General features: G+C 68.6%; 15 protein-coding genes. 12 read left to right on the top strand and 3 right to left on the bottom strand.

The window, feature by feature from the left end; all coding sequences use genetic code 11:
• The first annotated feature begins 359 nt into the window (after positions 1-359).
• The 9 genes from GLA29479_RS16340 to GLA29479_RS16300 all read left to right on the top strand — a co-directional run bounded on the left by GLA29479_RS16340 (position 360) and on the right by GLA29479_RS16300 (position 9,322).
• Positions 360-1,970, top strand: a complete 1,611-nt coding sequence (locus GLA29479_RS16340) for a carboxyl transferase domain-containing protein (protein WP_057972209.1) — start codon at positions 360-362, stop codon at positions 1,968-1,970.
• Between the two features lie 24 nt (positions 1,971-1,994).
• Positions 1,995-3,680, top strand: coding sequence for a molecular chaperone HscC (locus GLA29479_RS16335; protein ID WP_057972208.1), 1,686 nt, complete (start codon positions 1,995-1,997; stop codon positions 3,678-3,680).
• Between the two features lie 2 nt (positions 3,681-3,682).
• Positions 3,683-4,459 carry a J domain-containing protein gene (locus GLA29479_RS16330; protein WP_057972207.1) on the top strand — a complete coding sequence of 259 codons (777 nt, stop codon included), beginning with the start codon at positions 3,683-3,685 and terminating at the stop codon, positions 4,457-4,459.
• Positions 4,456-5,982 carry a J domain-containing protein gene (locus GLA29479_RS16325; protein ID WP_057972206.1) on the top strand — a complete coding sequence of 509 codons (1,527 nt, stop codon included), beginning with the start codon at positions 4,456-4,458 and terminating at the stop codon, positions 5,980-5,982. The genes GLA29479_RS16330 and GLA29479_RS16325 overlap by 4 nt, the downstream gene beginning before the upstream one ends.
• A gap of 263 nt (positions 5,983-6,245) precedes the next feature.
• Complete coding sequence (locus tag GLA29479_RS16320; protein WP_082638749.1) at positions 6,246-6,881, top strand: bactofilin family protein; 636 nt, start codon at positions 6,246-6,248, stop codon at positions 6,879-6,881.
• On the top strand, positions 6,878-7,252 hold the full coding sequence (locus GLA29479_RS16315) for a hypothetical protein (RefSeq protein ID WP_057918402.1): 375 nt from the start codon (positions 6,878-6,880) through the stop codon (positions 7,250-7,252). The genes GLA29479_RS16320 and GLA29479_RS16315 overlap by 4 nt, the downstream gene beginning before the upstream one ends.
• 38 nt (positions 7,253-7,290) lie before the next feature.
• Positions 7,291-7,830 carry a hypothetical protein gene (locus tag GLA29479_RS16310; protein WP_057972205.1) on the top strand — a complete coding sequence of 180 codons (540 nt, stop codon included), beginning with the start codon at positions 7,291-7,293 and terminating at the stop codon, positions 7,828-7,830.
• A gap of 321 nt (positions 7,831-8,151) precedes the next feature.
• Complete coding sequence (locus GLA29479_RS16305) at positions 8,152-8,334, top strand: hypothetical protein (protein WP_057918404.1); 183 nt, start codon at positions 8,152-8,154, stop codon at positions 8,332-8,334.
• Position 8,335: 1 nt separating this feature from the next.
• Positions 8,336-9,322: an ATPase gene (locus tag GLA29479_RS16300; protein ID WP_057918405.1), complete on the top strand. Its 987-nt coding sequence runs from the start codon at positions 8,336-8,338 to the stop codon at positions 9,320-9,322.
• Positions 9,323-9,407: 85 nt separating this feature from the next.
• Here the strand turns inward: GLA29479_RS16300 and GLA29479_RS16295 are convergent, their stop codons facing one another.
• Genes GLA29479_RS16295 through GLA29479_RS16285 form a run of 3 tightly spaced genes read right to left on the bottom strand, consistent with a single transcriptional unit; the run spans position 9,408 to position 11,776 of the window.
• Complete coding sequence (locus GLA29479_RS16295; protein WP_057918406.1) at positions 9,408-9,650, bottom strand: DUF6587 family protein; 243 nt, start codon at positions 9,648-9,650, stop codon at positions 9,408-9,410.
• A gap of 3 nt (positions 9,651-9,653) precedes the next feature.
• On the bottom strand, positions 9,654-11,525 hold the full coding sequence (feoB, locus tag GLA29479_RS16290) for a ferrous iron transporter B (protein ID WP_057972204.1): 1,872 nt from the start codon (positions 11,523-11,525) through the stop codon (positions 9,654-9,656).
• Positions 11,522-11,776 (bottom strand): FeoA family protein, encoded by a 255-nt coding sequence (locus GLA29479_RS16285; RefSeq protein WP_057972203.1) that lies wholly within the window; start codon positions 11,774-11,776, stop codon positions 11,522-11,524. The genes feoB and GLA29479_RS16285 overlap by 4 nt, the downstream gene beginning before the upstream one ends.
• Before the next feature lie 130 nt (positions 11,777-11,906).
• Between GLA29479_RS16285 and GLA29479_RS16280 the strand changes: the two genes are divergently transcribed.
• The 3 genes from GLA29479_RS16280 (at position 11,907) to GLA29479_RS16270 (ending at position 15,322) form a co-directional block, all read left to right on the top strand.
• Positions 11,907-12,689 carry an enoyl-CoA hydratase-related protein gene (locus tag GLA29479_RS16280; protein WP_057972202.1) on the top strand — a complete coding sequence of 261 codons (783 nt, stop codon included), beginning with the start codon at positions 11,907-11,909 and terminating at the stop codon, positions 12,687-12,689.
• 25 nt (positions 12,690-12,714) lie between these two features.
• Positions 12,715-13,104 (top strand): VOC family protein, encoded by a 390-nt coding sequence (locus GLA29479_RS16275; protein ID WP_057972201.1) that lies wholly within the window; start codon positions 12,715-12,717, stop codon positions 13,102-13,104.
• A 184-nt stretch (positions 13,105-13,288) separates the two neighbouring features.
• A complete protein-coding gene (locus tag GLA29479_RS16270) occupies positions 13,289-15,322 on the top strand; it encodes an acetyl/propionyl/methylcrotonyl-CoA carboxylase subunit alpha (protein ID WP_057972200.1) in 2,034 nt (677 codons plus the stop codon).
• Positions 15,323-15,537 lie beyond the last annotated feature (215 nt).

Below are 15,537 nucleotides of genomic sequence, written 5' to 3'. Positions count from 1 at the left end.
TGTCGACAACGCCGCTGCCGCGACCGCCGATGCCGCTGCCGATGCCGCTGCTGGCGCCGCCGACGCGACCGCCAAGGCTGCCGACGCTACCGCCGACGCCGCTGCCAAGGTCTCCGACAAGGCCGACGCCGCTGCCGAGAAGGCCAAGGAAGAAGCTGCCAAGCACTAATCGGCTTGCGCTGACGCTGCTTCGAGAGGCCCGCGCAAGCGGGCCTTTCTTTTTGCGCCGAAGGGCCCGCGAAACGCCGGCGCCAGGCGATTGCTACATTGCGCAGTACTGCACCGCATCGCCCAAAGTGATTGGCCGCGAACGGCGCTTTGTGTTTTGATGCCGCGTCCCAGAACCAGGCCGCCGTGCAATGCCCGCGATCACCTCCCAACTCGACCCGCGCTCGCAGGACTTCCGGGACAACGTCGCCTACCACCAGGCGCTGGTCGAAGAGCTCGACGCGCGCCTCGCGCGCGCCGCGCATGGCGGCGGCGACAAGGCCCGGGCCAAGCACACCGAGCGCGGCAAGCTGCTCGCACGCGACCGCATCGCCGCCCTGCTCGATCCGGGCTCGCCGTTCCTGGAAATCGCCCCGCTCGCCGCCGAAGGCATGTACGACGACGCCGCGCCCGCCGCGGGCATGGTCGCCGGCATCGGCCGCGTGCAGGGCCTGGAAGTCGTGATCGTGGCCAACGACGCTACGGTCAAGGGCGGCACCTACTTCCCGATGACGGTCAAGAAGCACCTGCGCGCGCAGGAGATCGCCCGCGAGAACCGCCTGCCGTGCATCTACCTGGTCGACTCCGGCGGCGCCTTCCTGCCGCTGCAGGACGAGGTGTTCCCCGACCGCGAACATTTCGGCCGCATCTTCTACAACCAGGCCCGCCTGAGCGCGGAGAACATCCCGCAGATCGCCGTGGTCATGGGCAGTTGCACCGCCGGCGGCGCCTACGTGCCGGCGATGTGCGACGAGAGCATCATCGTCAAGGAACAGGGCACGATCTTCCTCGGCGGCCCGCCGCTGGTGAAGGCCGCAACCGGCGAAGTCGTCGATGCCGAAGCGCTCGGCGGCGCCGAAGTGCACACCACGGTGTCGGGCGTGGCCGATCATTTCGCCGAGGACGACCGCCACGCGCTGCAGATCGCCCGCGAGATCGTCGGCAACCTCAACCGCCGCAAGACCCTGCCGGTGACCGTGCAGGCCTCGCGCGAGCCGCTGTACGCCGCCCACGAGCTGTACGGCATCGTCCCCAAGGACACTCGCCGCCCGTTCGACATCCGCGAGGTCATCGCCCGCATCGTCGACGGCAGCGAGCTGCAGGAGTTCAAGGCGCGCTACGCCAAGACCCTGATCACCGGCTTCGCCCACGTCCACGGCTACCCGGTCGGCATCGTCGCCAACAACGGCATCCTGTTCGCCGAAAGCGCGCTCAAGGGCGCGCATTTCATCGAGCTGTGCAACCAGCGCGGCATCCCGCTGGTGTTCCTGCAGAACATCACCGGCTTCATGGTCGGCAAGAAATACGAGAACGCCGGCATCGCCAAAGACGGCGCCAAGATGGTCACCGCGGTGGCCTGCTCGCACGTGCCCAAGTTCACCGTGGTCATCGGCGGCAGCTTCGGCGCCGGCAACTACGCCATGTGCGGCCGCGCCTACGGCGCCCGCTTCCTGTGGATGTGGCCGAACGCGCGCATCAGCGTGATGGGCGGCGAACAGGCCGCTTCGGTGCTGGCGACCGTGCGCCGCGACGGCATCGAAGCCGCCGGCAAGGTATGGACGCCGGACGAAGAGGAAGCCTTCAAGGCGCCGATCCGCGACCAGTACGAAAGCCAGGGCAACCCCTACTACGCCAGCGCGCGGCTGTGGGACGACGGCATCATCGACCCGGCCGACACCCGCCGGGTGCTCGGGCTGGCGCTGTCGGCCAGCCTCAACGCGCCGATCGAGGACCGCACCCGCTTCGGCGTGTTCCGCATGTAATCCCGCTGCAAAGGACTGCTAGGCATGATCGTCGGCATCGACCTCGGCACCACCCATTCGCTGATCGGCGTCCACGGGCCCGACGGCCCCCGCCTGATCGCCAACGCCTTGGGCTCGCTGCTCACCCCCTCGGTGGTCAGCGTCGGCGAGCACAACGAGGTCATCGTCGGCCGCGCCGCGCGCGAACGCCTGGTCTCGCATCCGCAGCGCAGCGTCGCCGCATTCAAGCGCTGGATGGGCACCGACCGCGTCACCGCGCTCGGCAAGCACCGCTTCCGCCCCGAGGAATTGTCGGCGCTGATCCTGAAGTCGCTGATCGCCGACGCCGAGGCCGACCTCGGCCATCGCATCGAAGAGGCGGTGATCAGCGTGCCGGCTTATTTCTCCGACAGCCAGCGCAAGGCCACGCGCATCGCCGGCGAACTGGCCGGGATCAAGGTCGAACGCCTGATCAACGAACCGACCGCGGCGGCCCTGGCCTACGGCCTGCAGCAGCGCGACGGCGGCGGCCGCTATCTGGTGTTCGACCTCGGCGGCGGCACCTTCGACGTCTCGATCCTGGAGCTGTTCGACGGGATCATGGAAGTGCACGCCAGCGCCGGCGACAACTTCCTCGGCGGCGAGGACTTCTCCCAGGCCCTGCTCGACGCCTTCCTGAGCGAACACGGCCTGGCCGCGAGCCAGCTGGCGCTGACCGAGCTGGCGATCCTCGAGCGCCGCATCGAAGCGCTCAAGCACGACCTGGCCCGCGGCAGCGAAGTCGGGCTAGAACTGACCCTGGCCGGCCAGCCGCGCGCCTGGCGTGTCGACGAGGCCGCGTTCGCGCGGATCTGCGAGCCCTTGGTGCAGCGCCTGCGCGCGCCGCTGGAACGGGCGATGCGCGACGCCAAGCTCAGCCCCGGCCAGCTCGACGAGATCGTCCTGGTCGGCGGCGCCTCGCGCATGTCGCTGAGCGCGCGCCTGGTCTCGCGCATGTTCGGCCGCCTGCCGTTGCGCCATGTCAATCCCGACGAAGCCATCGGCCTGGGCGCCTGCGTCGCCGCCGGCATGAAGGCGCGCGACGAGTCGCTGGAAGAGATCATCCTCACCGACGTGTGCCCGCACACGCTCGGCGTCAGCACCAGCCGCGAAACCCACGGCCGCTACACCACCGGCATTTTCTCGCCGATCATCCACCGCAACAGCACCGTGCCGGTGAGCCGGGTCGAGCGCTATTTCCCGACCTACGACGAGCAGCGCGCGGTCGAGATCGAGATCTACCAGGGCGAGAGCCCGCGGGTCGAACACAACGTCCGCCTGGGCATGGTCTCGATCGACCTGCCGCCCAAGCGCCGCGACGAGAACCCGATCGACGTGCGCTTCACCTACGACATCAACGGCCTGTTGCAGGTCGAGGCGGTCGCCCTGTCGACCGGGCTCAAGCGCGAAGTGGTGCTGGAGAAGAACCCCGGCGTGCTCAGCCCGGACGAGATCCGCCAGCGCCTGGCGGCATTGGCGGCGATCAAGGTGCACCCGCGCGAACAGCAGGAGAACATCGCCCTGATCGCGCGCGCCGAACGCCTGTACGAAGAGCTGCTGTGGGCACGCGAGCAATTGCAGGACGCGCTGGTGCAGTTCCGCGGCGCCCTCGACCTGCAGGACCCCGAGCTGATCGCCCATCACCGGGCCGAATTCGCGCGCTACCTCGACGCGATCGAAGCCCAAGCCTGAGCATGACTCCGTTCGCCCGCCTGGGTTTGAACCACGACGCGGACGAAAGCCAGGTCAAGCGCGCCTACGCGCGCGAACTGCGCAAGACCCGGCCGGACGAAGACCCGGTCGCGTTCCAGCAGTTGCACGAGGCCTATGCGCAATGCCTGGAGTGGGCGCGCCGGCCGCGGGCCGAGGCGGCCATTGCCGTGTTCGAGGATCTCGACGAGTTGCTCGACGACAACGACGCTCTGCCCTCGCTGCGCTTGCAAACGCCGACGGCGGCACCCGCCGGGCGCGCAGCGACGCCGCCGGCGCCCATCTTCGACCGCGCCGCCGTTGTCATCGGGGCGTTCGACAGCAAGGCCTTCGACAGCGACGCCTTCCTCGAGCAATTGCTGCGGATCGCGCGCGAGAGCACGTCTCAGGAACTCGAACGCTGGCTGCGCGATCACCCGGACCTGTATTCGGTCGAACGCAAGCAGGAGCTCGCTCCGGCCCTGATCGCACGCTTGCAGCACGAGCCCTCGCTGTACATCGCCCAGCTCGACATCGTGCTGGCGTTCTTCGATCTGGACACCGTGCATCCGCGCACCGCGTCGCTGCAACCCGCGGTCGCCGACCTGCGCGCTTACTCGCAGGCGCGCGGCGCGGATTTCCGCGGGCTGCAGTTCGACCCCGACCCTCGTCCCGGCAAACGCGGCCGACACCCGCTCGCCCTGTCGCCGAGCGTGTTGTTCTTCCTGTTGATGCTGCTGGTAGCGATCGCGCGGGTGATCAAAGCGGCGAACGGCGCATGAATCCGTTCGAGCGTCTCGGCCTCGCCGCCAGCGCCGACGAGCGCGAGATCAAGCGCGCCTATGCGCGCGAGCTGCGCCGCACCCGGCCCGACGAGGATCCGGTCGGGTTCCAGGACTTGCACGATGCCTACCAGCACTGCCTGGCCTATGCCGAGCATCGGCGCCACGTCGGCGAGGACGAAGACGACTCCGGGCTCGAACCCGAACACGAGTCCGACGAGAGCGGCCAGGCCGATGCGCCACGGGTCGACGCGCCGCCGACCGATCCGGCGGACACCGCCGACGCGGCAAGCGCGTACCGCGATGACCGCCCCTCGTCGCCGCCGCGCGACGACGACGAGCACGAGGCCTTCGACGGCCGTGCCTTCCTCGACGAATTGCTGGCGCGCGCGAACCGCCACGACCCCGCCGCCCTGGATCGCTGGCTGTTGGAACTGGAACCACTGTATTCGCTCGACCTCAAACACGCCCTGCGCGCGCCGGTGGCCCATGCGCTAGCCCTCGCCGACCCGCCGCTGTCGTCCGAATCGGTGCGGACGATCGCCGTCTTCTTCGCCCTCGACAGCGTCGGCCCGCAGGACGACTGGCTGCAGGAACAAGTGCATCACGCCCGCCGCCGCGCCGAGGCCGCCGACGAGTTCGAGCAGACCGTCGCGCTGATGCAGTCGCCGCGGGTCCGGCCGGTGGATCGCATGCTGATGCGCGAACTGCTCGGCCCCTTCGTGCCGTGGCGCCGCGTGCTGATCGCGTTGGTCGCGATGTTGCCGACGCGCTTGATGAGCCTGTGGTCGAGCTTGCAGCGGATCGATCCGCAACTGGCGACGACGCGGCTCGACCCGGACAGCGTCGACTTCTGGGTTCGGGCGACCGACCGCCATCGCATCGATGTGCGGCGTGCGTTGCTCGCTGCGGCGCGCATCGTGCTGTATCCACTGTTGCTGCTCGGCTTCTTCGCCGCCTTCGGCCCGCGCAATTCCCTGCTCGGCGATCTGCCGAGAGTCTGGTTCATCGGCGGCGCGGCCTGGTTGCTGCTCGCCTGCTTGCGCATGTTGCTGCCGCTGTTGCCCAAGGACGGCGATCCCGGTGTGCTGTCCTATCGCGACCGCCCCTTGGTGTCGGTCACGGCCCTCGGCGTGGTCGGCTTGTTCCTGGCGCCGCTCGCGACCGACCTGACGGCCTTGTGCATCGTCGGCATGGCCGCGATCTGGATGATCGCGCGCGGCGTCGGCCGCATCTACCGCACGGTCTGGGCCATCTTCGCCGGGCTCGTCGTCGCGGTATGCCTGCCGGATTGTTTCGCGATCCTGTTCGGCACGCCGGCCGAACAGCTGCGCGCGCCGCCGGACGCATGGCTGCCGTTGTACCTGCTCGCCGGCGTGGCGACGCCGATCCTGCAGGACCTGCACTACGCGAGCCTGCATCGCACCGACCTGCGCACGGCGCGCGAACAGGCGAGTTGGCTGCGGCCCTTGCTGGTGGTCGCGGCGCTGCTGCTGATCGTGCGGGGCGTGTTGTCGGCCTGAGCGCTACCGCCCGCCTGTTCATCGGCCTGAAAGATTTCTGAACTATTTTTGCCACCGGGACACCGCACCGCATTCGCTGAATGCGCGCGCTTCCGGGTGGTTTCGTATTTGCGCAAACGCTTGCGAAAACTGAATCCGAGTCGCGGTTTCCTGCAACTCCGATTGGTGAGATTCATCACAGTGGGCGCGTCGTATCAGCGTGTTAGGCTCCGAAGTTCACGCGTGTCATCACCTGATCCCCCGACCTGAGGAAACACCGCGTCATGGCCATCTTCAATCAGCCTGCTCCGCCCAAGCGCGACAATCCGGTACCGCCGTTGCAGCCGGAAACCGCGCTCAAGAAAGAACCCGACGCGGCCACCGAATTCTCGTTTGGACAAGCTTCGCCCACGCCCGCTCCCTACGCCGCTGCGCCGACGCCGGCGCCCGCTCCGGCCGCGCGCGCGATCGAACGCGAGGCGGTCAAGGAATCGCTGATCGCCTCCGACCTGTCGATCGAAGGCAAGATCCAGGGCTCCGGCCACATCCGCATCGCCGGCCGCTTCAAGGGCGACGTCCAGGTCGACGGCGACCTGACCGTCGAACTCGGCGCCAAGCTCAACGGCGGCGTGCGCGCGCGCAAGGTCGTGATCGCCGGCGAGCTCGAAGGCAACATCGAGTCGGCGCAGCGCGTCGAACTGCTCGACAGCGGCGCGATGATCGGCGACGTCAAGGCCGCGGTGATGACGGTCGCGGCCGGTTCGCGCATGCGCGGCCAGGTCGAGTTCGGCTGGGACGACAAGGATGCGGCCAAGCCTGCCTCCCGTAACGACAACGCGCGCAACGAGAGCGGGCGCAACGAAGGCGGCAAGGGCGACAAGAACGGCGCCGCCAAGACGGAGACCGGCGCCGACTCATGAGCGCCGTCCGCCAGGGCCTGCCCGGGGCGACGCGCATTTGTCCGCATTGCAAGGCGACGATCCTCGAAAGCGCGAGCGTCTGTCCGGCGTGCCGGCATCACTTGCGCTTCGATTCGGACGCATCGCAACAGACGGCGGCGAGATTCTCGCCGCTGCATGTCGAGGGCACGATCCGGCACCCGCCGACCGACGGCGCCTGGGAGTACTCCATGGTGCTGTCGATCCGCAACGACCGCGGCGAGGAAATCACTCGCCAGGTCGTCGGCGTCGGCGCCCTGCACCCCGGCGAGGAACGCACTTTCACCCTGGCGGTCGAAGCGTTCGAAGCGGTCGGCTACAAGGCCGCGAACAAAGGACGCCTGCGACGCTGAGGCGTCTGCGCGTCGGTAACAGGAAAGGACCCCTTTCGATGTCGCAACCCGCTTCGCTGTACGCGAGATTCACGCTGAGCCACGAGCAGTACGAAGCTTTCATGAACTCCACACCGGCGCGCCCGGTATCGTTCGACGATTGGCAATCCTGGTTCGACCGTCACGCCGTGCACGGCATCGGCAAGGCCGCCGCCGAAATGCTCGCCGACCTGGATGCGCCGACGGTGGCCGATTTGATCAAGGCCTGGCGCCAGGACGAATGGACCGGCACCCCGCCGGTCGAGTACGACGAGATCAACCGCACCCTGCACATCGCGATGCTGCGGGTGTCGGAAAACCTCACCGAGCGGCTGCGCATTCTCAGCCCCTTGCGCGCCGCCGGTGCCTTCAACGAGCCCGCGGCCAACGACTTCATCGCGATTTTCGATTTTCTGCGCGACGACGGCAGCGTTGGCGCCTACGTGCAGCTGCACGACGGCAAGAGCCGCTTCGGCAGCGAACTCGCTCCGGCGCACCGCGAGGAAGCCGAAACCTATCTGCAGGAAGTGCAGGCCTACCTGCGCAGCCGCAGCAACTGAGCGGTCTGCCTGCTCTGATTGGCCCGCTCTGATTGGCCCGGTTTGATCGGTCTGCCCGATCGGTGGGCCCTGATCCATTCGCTCGTGCCCGCCGCGCCCGGGCGCACGCGGGGCCGCGCCCTGCACCACCGCATTCCGCGACCGGGCGCACACTTGCGCAAACTGCGACAGCCCGGCGGCCGCTGCGCCGACGCTTGCGCGTTGGTTGCGCATATCGCCTGGCGATAGCATGCGAGGCTTGGCGCCTCGGCGTGGCCTTGCCGATGCCGCCAACGACCGCAGCGCGGTCACGGACGCTCACTGGATTCAGGAGAAACAGCAATGACCAAATCGTTCATCGACGAGATCGGCGCCGAACGCGCCCAGGCCCTGGTCAAGGAGAAGGTCGCCGAAGCGATCGCCGAGGCCGATGCGCTCGGCTTGCCGCAAGTGGTGAAGATCGACGGCGTGTGGTGCCGCCAGTATCCGGACGGAAGAGTCGAGCCGGTCGAAGGAGGTCAGTGACATGCCTCCCGAGGACGATCTGCCGCGCATGATCGTGTTCGCCGGGCCGAACGGCTCCGGCAAGAGCACGGTGACCAGGGCGCTCAGCGACGAGCCGGGCTTTCCGAAGGCGGGCTACATCAACGCCGACGACATCGCCAAGAGCATGGAGAAGCAGTACCCGGACTACCAGGAGCGTAATTTCCGCGCCGCCAACATCGCCGAGGAATCGCGCAAGCTCGCCCTCGACAGCGGCAAGCCGTTCGCGTTCGAGACGGTGATGTCCACGCCGGGCAAGCTCGCCCAGTTCGACGAGGCCCGCAACAAGGGCTATAGCGTCGATCTGGTGTTCGTGACCACCGAGAGTTCGCTGGTCAACGTGCAGCGCGTGTCCAACCGCGTCGCCACCGGCGGCCATGGCGTCGATCCGGACAAGATCGTCGAACGCTACAACCGCGCCATGGACCTGCTGCCGGCGGCGGTGGAGAAATCCAACACCGCGACCATCTACGACAACACCGGCAAAGAGCCGATCGTGGTCGCGCGCAAGCTCGAAAACGGCAAGATGGAATACCCGCTCGGCGAGCGCACGCCCGACTGGGTCAACGAGCGCCTGCGCCAGCCGCTGGAGGCGCGCGAAACCTCGCGCTTCAACCTCGACAAGGAACTCCGCGGCCACGTGCCCAATGCCGACATCCGCCCGGCCGACATCAGCGCCGGTCACGAGTACCGCGGCCGCGTCGCCCTGATGACTTCGCAGCACGTGCTGCAGCACGTCTCCGGTCCGAACTACGTGATGCACGACCGCTCGCTGACCCCGGCCATCGACTTCACCCAGTCGATGAAGGACGTGGCGCGGCCGGAGATCAACGTCTCCTACAAGTTCGGCGCCGACGGCAAGCACCCGCCGGTGGCCTTGGAAGCAACCCAGGCGCCCGCCCAGCAAGCGCAACAGCAGCAGGCCGCCAGCGGGCAGGAGCCGCCGCAGTTGCCGCGCTCCAAGCTGTGAGCCGCGGCTTTGCCGCCCACGTAAACGACGAAGCCCCGCTTATGGCGGGGCTTCGTTCTGTGCGGTGTCTCGAACTACGCGCGGCTCAGTCCGACGGTCCGCAGCTGTCGCAACCGGCGCAATTCGGCCCGGCCGCGCGCGGCGCCGGCGCGATCGCCTTGCCGATCCGGCGCAGCCACGGCGGCCGGCCGTCGCGCACCAGCGGCAGCGCGCAGGCCACGCGCAGGCGGCGCACGCCGCCGGGGAACTGTTTGCGCGCCACCACCACGGTGCTGGCCAGCACCGCGATCGCGATCACCACGTACTGCGCGAACAGCCCGGCGTCCATGGCTCAGCCCGCTCCCAAGGCGACGGCGACCTGGTAGGTCAGCAACGAGGCCAGATAGGCCAGCGCGAACAGATAGCCGGCGCTGATCGCCACCTGCTTCCACGAATTGGTCTCGCGGCGGATCGTTGCCAGGGTCGACAGGCACTGCGGCGCGTAGATGAACCAGACCAGCAAGGACAAAGCCGTCGCCAGCGACCAGGTGTCGGTGATGATCGGGCTCAGTGCCTGCGCGGCGGCTTCGTCGTCGGCCGCGGACAAGGCGTACACCGTCGCCAGCGAGGCCACCGCGACTTCGCGCGCGGCCATGCCCGGGATCAGGGCGATGCAGATCTGCCAGTTGAAGCCGATCGGCGCGAACACCGCGGTCATGGCGTGGCCGATGCGGCCGGCGAAGCTGTAGTCGATGGCCGGCATGGTCGCGCCCTCGGGCGCGCCCGGGAACGACAACAAGAACCACAGCAGGATGGTCAGCGACAGAATGATGCCGCCGACCCGGCGCAGGAAGATCCAGGCGCGTTCCCACAGGCCGATCAGCAGATCGCGCGGATGCGGTATGCGGTACGAGGGCAGCTCCAGCAACAAGGCGTGTTCGCTCTTGTCGCGGCGCCACTTCTTCATCACCCACGACACCATGAGCGCGCTGAGGATGCCGGCCATGTACAGGCCGAACAGCACCAGCCCCTGCAGGTTCAACACGCCCCAGACCTCGCGCTGCGGAATGAAGGCGCCGATCAGCAAGGCGTATACCGGCAGGCGCGCCGAACAGGTCATCAGCGGCGCGACCAGGATCGTCGCCAGGCGGTCGCGCGGGTCCTGAATCGACCGCGTCGCCATGATGCCGGGGATGGCGCAGGCGAAGCTCGACAACAACGGAATGAACGAGCGCCCGGACAGACCGGCGCTGGCCATCATGCGGTCGAGCAGGAACGCCGCGCGCGGCAGATAGCCCGACTCCTCCAGCGCCAGGATGAAGGCGAACAGGATCAGGATCTGCGGCAGGAACACGATCACGCCGCCGAGGCCGGCGATGATGCCGTCGACCAACAGACTGCGCAGCGGCCCTTCCGGCAGGGTCGCGTTGACCGATTCGCCGACCCAGGCGGTGACCGCCTCGATGCCGTCCATCAACGGCGTCGCCCAGGCGTACACCGCCTGGAAGATCAGGAACATCACCACCGCCAGGGTCACCAGGCCAAGCACCGGATGCAGCAGCCAGCGGTCGAGCACGTCGTCGACCTTGGCGGTGCGGGTGGGCATGGTCACGGTCAAGGCGAGCAGACGGCGGGTTTCGGCATGCAGGTCGGCGCCTTCGCCGAGACGCACGCGCGGCTCGTGCGGTTCGCGCGGCTCGACCGCGATGCGGTCGAGCATGGCGACCAGCGCGTGGGCGCCGTCGCGCTTGACCGCGACCGTCGGCACCACCGGCACGCCGAGCTCGCGCTCCAGCGCGGCCAGGTCGATCTCGATGCCGCGGCGCTTGGCCGCGTCCATCATGTTGATCGCCACCACCATCGGCCGGCCGAGTTCGCGCAGCTCCAGGGCGAAGCGCAGGTGCAGGCGCAGGTTGGTCGCATCGACCACGCACAGCAGCACGTCGGGCGCGCGTTCGCCGGGATAGAAACCGCGCACCAGGTCGCGGGTGACCGCTTCGTCCAGGCTCGCCGCCTGCAGGCTGTAAGCGCCGGGCAGATCGAGCACGGCATAAGTGCGGCCCGATGGCGCGCGCAAACGGCCTTCCTTGCGCTCGACGGTGACGCCGGCGTAGTTGGCGACCTTCTGGCGGCTGCCGGTCAGCAGATTGAACAGCGCTGTCTTGCCGCAGTTCGGGTTGCCGACCAGGGCCACGCGCAGGGGTTCGGCGACGGCGGCGTTCATGAGCGCGGCTCCGCGTCCAGCATCTTCACTTGCACGCGCGCGGCTTCGCTGCGGCGCAGGGCGAAGCGCGTATAGCCGACCTGGACCAGCAAGGGTTCGGCCGAGAGCGGGCCGGCGGCCACTACTTCGACCCGCTCGCCGCTGACGAAACCCAGTTCGCGCAGGCGTCTTGCGATGGTGTCGTTGGCAATCTGGTCATCGACGGACTCGACCGTGGCCGCGGTGCGGCGCGGCAGTTCGGACAGCTTCAAAGGGTGGCTTCCACGAACGGTGGCGTCCCAAATGGGAATTGTTCTCATTCTAGCACCGCCGACCGTACAGGAGCGGACGCGGCAAGCTGAACGGTATCATTCGCCAACTCCTACAAACTCCCTATCCCCCATGTCGCATCCGCTGCTGAGCCTGCGCGAGGGCCCTGTCGCCCGCCTGCGCCTGAATCGTCCGGAGCTGCACAACGCCTTCGACGCCATCCTGATCGCGGCGCTGACCGGTGCGCTGGAAGCCGTGGCCGGCGACGACGAGGTGCGGGTGGTGGTGATCGAGGGCGAAGGCGCCTCGTTCTCGGCCGGCGCCGACCTCAACTGGATGCGCGGCATGGCCGCGGCCAGCGAAGCGGCCAACCGCGAGGACGCCCTGGCCCTGGCGCGGCTGATGCGCACCCTCAACGAATTGCCCAAGCCGACCATCGCCCGGGTCCACGGCGCCGCCTTCGGCGGCGGCGTCGGCCTGGTCGCCTGCTGCGACATCGCCCTGGCCGCCCCCGCGGCCAAATTCGGCCTGACCGAAAGCAAGCTGGGCCTGCTGCCGGCGGTGATTTCGCCGTACGTGATCGAGGCGATCGGCGCGCGCGAGTCGCGGCGCTGGTTCGCGACCGCGGAAATCTTCGACGCCGCCACCGCCCTGCGCATCGGCCTGCTCCACGAAGTGGTCGCCGAGGACGCCCTCGACGCCGCGGTCGCGCAGCAGATCGCGCTGTTGCTCAAGGCCGGCCCGCACGCCGCCGCCCAGGCCAAGACGCTGGTCCGTCGGGTCGCCGGCGAACGCGACGGCGTCCGCCTGGACGCCGACAATGCCGCGCTCATCGCGGCGCTGCGGGTATCGTCCGAGGGCCAGGAAGGTCTGTCGGCCTTCCTCGACAAGCGCAAAGCCCACTGGTGCCCGTAAGGGCCCGCCGTCCAAGGAGCGCCCCATGCTCGACCATCTCGGCCTGTCCACCGCCGACCACCTGCGCAGCCGCGACTTCTATCTGCGCGTACTGGCGCCACTGGGCTACGGCCTGGTGACGACGATCGGCAAGGAGATCACCGGCGGCGACGAAGTGTTCGGCTTCGGCCCGCCGCAGCGCCCCGTGTTCTGGATCAGCAAGAGCGGCAAGCCCTGCGGCGGCGCCCATGTCGCCTTCAGCGCGGGCAGCCGTGCCGCAGTCGATGCCTTCCACGCAGAAGCCCTGGCCGCCGGCGCCAGCGACAACGGCGCACCGGGCGTGCGCGCGCACTACCATCCCAATTACTACGGCGCCTATGTGATCGACCCCGACGGCAACAACGTCGAGGCCGTGTGCCACGCACCGGCCGCCTGATGGCGACCGCGCACGACCGCATCGCGGTATTGCGACGGCGTGCCGCGAGCGGCGCCTTGGCACGGAGTTCCAACTCGCTCCATCGCGCCGATGCATAGGCGAAAATACCCAGGCCGCGCGCGACCGGTTCGTAGCGCGGCCTCCTTCCACCTTGCGCTGCGGCGCCCGATCGGCGTGCTCCTTCATGTTTGAAAAAATCCTGATCGCCAACCGCGGCGAGATCGCCTGTCGCGTCATCCGCACTTGCCGCACCCTCGGCATCCGCACCGTCGCGGTGTATTCCGAGGCCGATGCCAACGCGCAACACGTGCGTCAGGCCGACGAGGCCTATCCGATCGGCGGCCCGCGTCCGGCCGACAGTTATCTGCGCGGCGACGCCATCATCGAGGTGGCGTTGCGCTGCGGCGCCCAGGCGATCCACCCCGGCTACGGCTTCCTCAGCGAGAACGCCGACTTCGCCGACGCGGTCGAGGCCGCGGGCATCGCCTTCATCGGTCCCAAGGCCGCCTCGATGCGCAAGATGGGCAGCAAGGCCGGCGCCAAGGAACTGATGCAGGCGGCCGGCGTGCCGGTGGTGCCGGGCTATACCGGCGAGAACCAGGACCCGGCCCTGCTGCACGGCGAAGCCGACCGCATCGGCTATCCGCTGATGATCAAGGCCGCCCACGGCGGCGGCGGCAAGGGCATGCGCATCGTGCGCGCGAGCGAGGAGTTCCCGGCCCTGCTCGAGAGTTGCCAGCGCGAAGCGCGCAACGCTTTCGGCCGCGACCGCGTGCTGCTGGAACGCTATGTCGAACGCCCGCGCCACATCGAGATCCAGATCTTCGGCGACCGCCACGGCCAGGTAATCCACCTCAACGAGCGCGAGTGCTCGGCCCAGCGCCGCTACCAGAAAGTGCTGGAAGAATCGCCGTCGCCGTTCCTCAGCGCCGAACTGCGCGCGACGATGGGCGCGGCGGCGGTGCTGGCCGGGCAAGCGATCGACTACGTCAACGCCGGCACCGTCGAGTTCATCGTCGGCCAAGACGGTGGCTTCTATTTCATGGAGATCAACACCCGCCTGCAGGTCGAACACCCCGTCACCGAGCTGGTCACCGGCCTGGACCTGGTCGAATGGCAGTTGCGCGTCGCCGCCGGCGAAGCCCTGCCGCGCACGCAGGATGGCATCGGCCAGCACGGCCATGCGATCGAAGTGCGCTTGTACGCCGAAGACCCCGAAGCCGGCTTCCTGCCTGGCTCGGGCAAACTGGAACGCTTGCGCCTGCCGTCCGCCGACGCCCATGTGCGCCTGGATTCGGGCGTGATCGAAGGCGACACGGTGACGATCTTCTACGACCCGATGATCGCCAAGCTGATCGTGTTCGACCAGGACCGTCCGCGCGCGCTGGCGCGCCTGCGCGGCGCGCTCGCCCAATGCGAGATCGCCGGGCCGAAGTCGAACATCGAATTCCTCGAGCGCCTCGTCCGCCATCCGGCGGTGGTCGAAGGCCGCATCGATACCGGTTATCTGGATCGCCATCTCGAGGAATTCATGCCTGCGGCGCAGGTCGACGCCGTCGGCGACCGCGACCTGCTGATCGGCGCGACCGTGGTCCAGTTGCTGGCGCAGGAACGCCGCAGCCGCGATAACGCTGCCGCCTCCAACGACCCGGATTCGCCCTGGGCGATCGCCGACGGCTGGCGCCTCGGCCACGGCGGCCGCCGCAGCCTGGCCTTCGTGCAGCGCGACGAGCGTCTGGAATTGCAGGCGCACGGCAGCGGCGGCGACTACCGGATCGAGATTCCCGCGCTCGCCGACGTTCAGCACCAGGTTCAAGGGGCGCGCCTCGACGGCGCCGAACTGAGCTTGCGCATCGACGGCCGCGCCCGTCGCCTGACCGCCTTCGGCGACGGCCTGACCGAGAACGGCGGCCGCGTGGTCATGCACGACGGCCAGCGCCGCCTGCGCCTGGAATCGGTGCCGATGTACCGCCACGAACACAGCGCTGCGTCCGGTTCCGGCAACAACGTCACCGCGCCGATGCCGGGCCGCGTGGTCGTGGTCAAGCTCGCCGCCGGCGATGCGGTCGAGGCCGGCCAGGAAGTGATGGTGATCGAGGCGATGAAGATGGAGCTGAGCCTGAAATCGCCGCGCGCCGGCGTCCTCGCCGAAGTGCGCGCCGTGGCCGGCGATTTCGTCGAAGCCGATGCGGTGCTGGCGACGCTGGAAACGGCCTGAGATCGGGCGGCGGGGGCTCTGCGCTGCGACTGGAGTTGCAAAAGCAGTCCCCCTGCCCCTTTTCCAAAGGGGGAGCTGCACGGGCAAAGCGAGGAACAGCTCGGCGGGGAAAAGATCGCCAACCATCGTGAAATCGCCCCTTTGGAAAAGGGGGCGGCGCGCAACGCAAGTCCGATGCCGCCGTGAACCTCATCGCGCGGGGGATTTGCTCTGCG

The organism is Lysobacter antibioticus (assembly GCF_001442535.1).
GTDB classification, from domain to species: domain Bacteria; phylum Pseudomonadota; class Gammaproteobacteria; order Xanthomonadales; family Xanthomonadaceae; genus Lysobacter; species Lysobacter antibioticus.
This window is presented reverse-complemented; position numbering and strand designations above follow the sequence as displayed.